Annotated in this window: 2 protein-coding genes; both read left to right on the top strand. The window is 76.9% G+C overall.

The annotated features are described in order from the left end of the window. Positions 1-516 precede the first annotated feature (516 nt). The gene (locus AAHZ94_RS32745) at positions 517-1,554 is read left to right on the top strand and encodes a (2Fe-2S)-binding protein (protein ID WP_349997344.1); all 1,038 of its coding nucleotides are present in this window, start codon (positions 517-519) and stop codon (positions 1,552-1,554) included. Positions 1,555-1,595: 41 nt separating this feature from the next. Further along, positions 1,596-2,249 (top strand): DJ-1/PfpI family protein, encoded by a 654-nt coding sequence (locus tag AAHZ94_RS32740; protein ID WP_349997343.1) that lies wholly within the window; start codon positions 1,596-1,598, stop codon positions 2,247-2,249. The last annotated feature ends 124 nt before the right edge of the window (positions 2,250-2,373 follow it).

The raw sequence follows: 2,373 nt of genomic DNA, 5'->3' as shown, positions 1-2,373 counted from the left end.
CATGCACATGCACAAGCGCCTCGCGGACCGCTACCCGACGGAGGTGATCCCCGGCGTCACCTCGGTCAGCGCGGCGGGGGGGCCCCCCCGGGGGCCCGCGGGGGGGGGGGGGGCCCCCCCCCCAACTCCCGCTAGCCGCCGGGCGGGGTGGGTCAACCCCGTGACCCCGGGGTGCCGCCGGGCGGGGTGGGGCAACCCCGCAACCCCGGCTCGCCGCCGCGCAGGGCGGCCGACCCCGTAACTCCCGCGCGCCGCCGCGCCGGCTGGGCGACCCCCGGGCGCCGTACGGAATTCGTCGTACTGCCCCCTGCCGTACCACCCGGCCGGCCCAGCCGCGGCACCGCGCTGACCAGCGGTGATCGGTCGGGGCCGCGAGTCGGGTGAGGCGCGGGGGCCGGTGGGGGCTGGCCGACGCGTGCTTCTTGCGACCACATCGTGGGCGTGGATGATCAGAAGCCCGCTCAGATGCGGCTAAGGTAAGGCTTGCCTTGCTATCTCTGGTGCTGAGGAACCCCGATGACGCTGGCCCTTGCCCCGGCCTGCCCGCCCGACGACGCCACCACCCCGCACGGCGCGCTCCTGCTCGCCCGCGGCTACGCACGGCTGGCCGCGCTCCTCGAACCGCTGCACCTGGACGTCCGTTGGCCCGTTGAAGCGGCATCTGGCGAGCTGACCGGTACGCCAGCGCCCCTTGCCCGTACGGAATATGGCGCACCGTCAATTCCGCTGCGCAGTAGGCCGACGCTGGAACAGCTCGCCCTGCGCCCGGAGTTGATCGAGGAGTTCCTCGCGGCGGAGGCCGCCCGGATCGCCGCGACGGCTGCCCCGTGCGCCCCGGCCGGCGCTCCGGCCGGCGCTCCGTCCCCTCAGGCCGGCACCCCGTGCGCCACCACGGACCCCACGGGCCCCACCGCCCCCACCGCCCCCACCGCCCCAACCGCCCCACCCCGCCACGTGCTCGCGGCCCGCGCCCTGCACGGTTCGCTCTGGTCCCTCTCGCTGCTGGTCAGCGGCCCTTGGTACCTGGAGGACCGGGTGCCGCTGCTCGCCCCGCGCGCGGTCAGGTACGACCTGGCCGCCGACCGGTACGAGGTCACGCCGGGCGGCTTCGTCTGTCTGCCGGGCGATCCGGCGGCCGGGCTGCCAGGGGTGCGTACGGTGCCCGACGCGGAGGCGCTGCGCGGTGCGCTGCGGGACGCCTTCGCCGATCTGGTGCGGCCGTTGCTGACCGCCGTCGCGCCCGCGTTCCGGCGCGGGCCGCGCGCCCTGTGGGGGATGGCGGGCGACGACCTGCTCTCCGGCATCTGGACGCTCGGCCGCACGCTCGGCGACGAGGAGCGCGCGGTGCGCCGGGCCACCGAGGTGCTGCCGCGGGCCATCGCCCCGTACCCGGCCGCCGCGAACTTCCGCCGGCTGACCGGCCGCACCGGCGCCACCCACCTCACCCGTACGCGCACCGGCTGCTGCCTCTACTACGCGGTGCGGCCCGGCGAAGCCTGCGGCACCTGCCCCCGGACGGCCGACGCGGAGCGGCTGCGCCGGCTCGGGGACTGAAATGGCGCGCCCTGCGCGGGGGACCCTGCTTCCATGGCGCCATGAGCCTTGACCCGAGCCTGAGCCAGCAGCCCGACCCGGTCCGTACCCGCACCATCGGCATCCTGTTCTTCCCCGGCGTGGAGGAGTTGGACGCGATCGGCCCCTGGGAGGTGCTCTCGTACTGGACCCAGCACTTCCCCGAGGACAACTGGCGCGCCGTCTGCTTCTCGCTCGACGGGGCGCCCGTGACCTGCGCGAAGGGGCTGACCGTGCAGATCGAGCACGCCGCGGCCGACCTGCCCGAACTGGACGTGCTGATCCACCCGGGCGGCCGAGGCACCCGCGTGCTGCTGGCGGACGAGCCGCACCTGGAGTGGGTGCGTGAACAGCGCGCCAAGGTCCCGCTGATGGCCAGCGTCTGCACCGGTTCGCTGGTGTACGCGGCGGCCGGGCTGCTCGCCGGGCGCCCCGCCACCACCCACTGGGCCTCGCTCGACCGGCTGCGCGAACTCGACCCGACCATCGACGTCCGCGACGGCGAGCGCTTCGTGGCCGACGGCGACCTGCTGACCTCGGCCGGCATCTCGGCGGGCATCGACATGAGCCTGTACCTGGTCGGCCACCTCGTCGCACCCTGGCGCGCGGCGGCGGTCCGCAAGGGCATCGAGTACGACCCGCAGCCGCCGGTCTTCGCGGAGGGCGCGGAGGGCTGAGCCCCGCCCGGCGCAGCGGGGGGGGGGGGGGGGGGGGGGGGGGGGGGGGGGGGCGGGCCGCCCCCCCCCCCCCCCCCCCCCCCCCCCCCCCCCCCCCCCCCCCCCCCCCCCCCCCCCCCCCCCC

Origin of the sequence: Streptomyces sp. HSW2009 (genome assembly GCF_040240285.1) — a bacterium.
In the GTDB taxonomy this organism is placed as follows: domain Bacteria; phylum Actinomycetota; class Actinomycetes; order Streptomycetales; family Streptomycetaceae; genus Streptomyces.
This window is presented reverse-complemented; position numbering and strand designations above follow the sequence as displayed.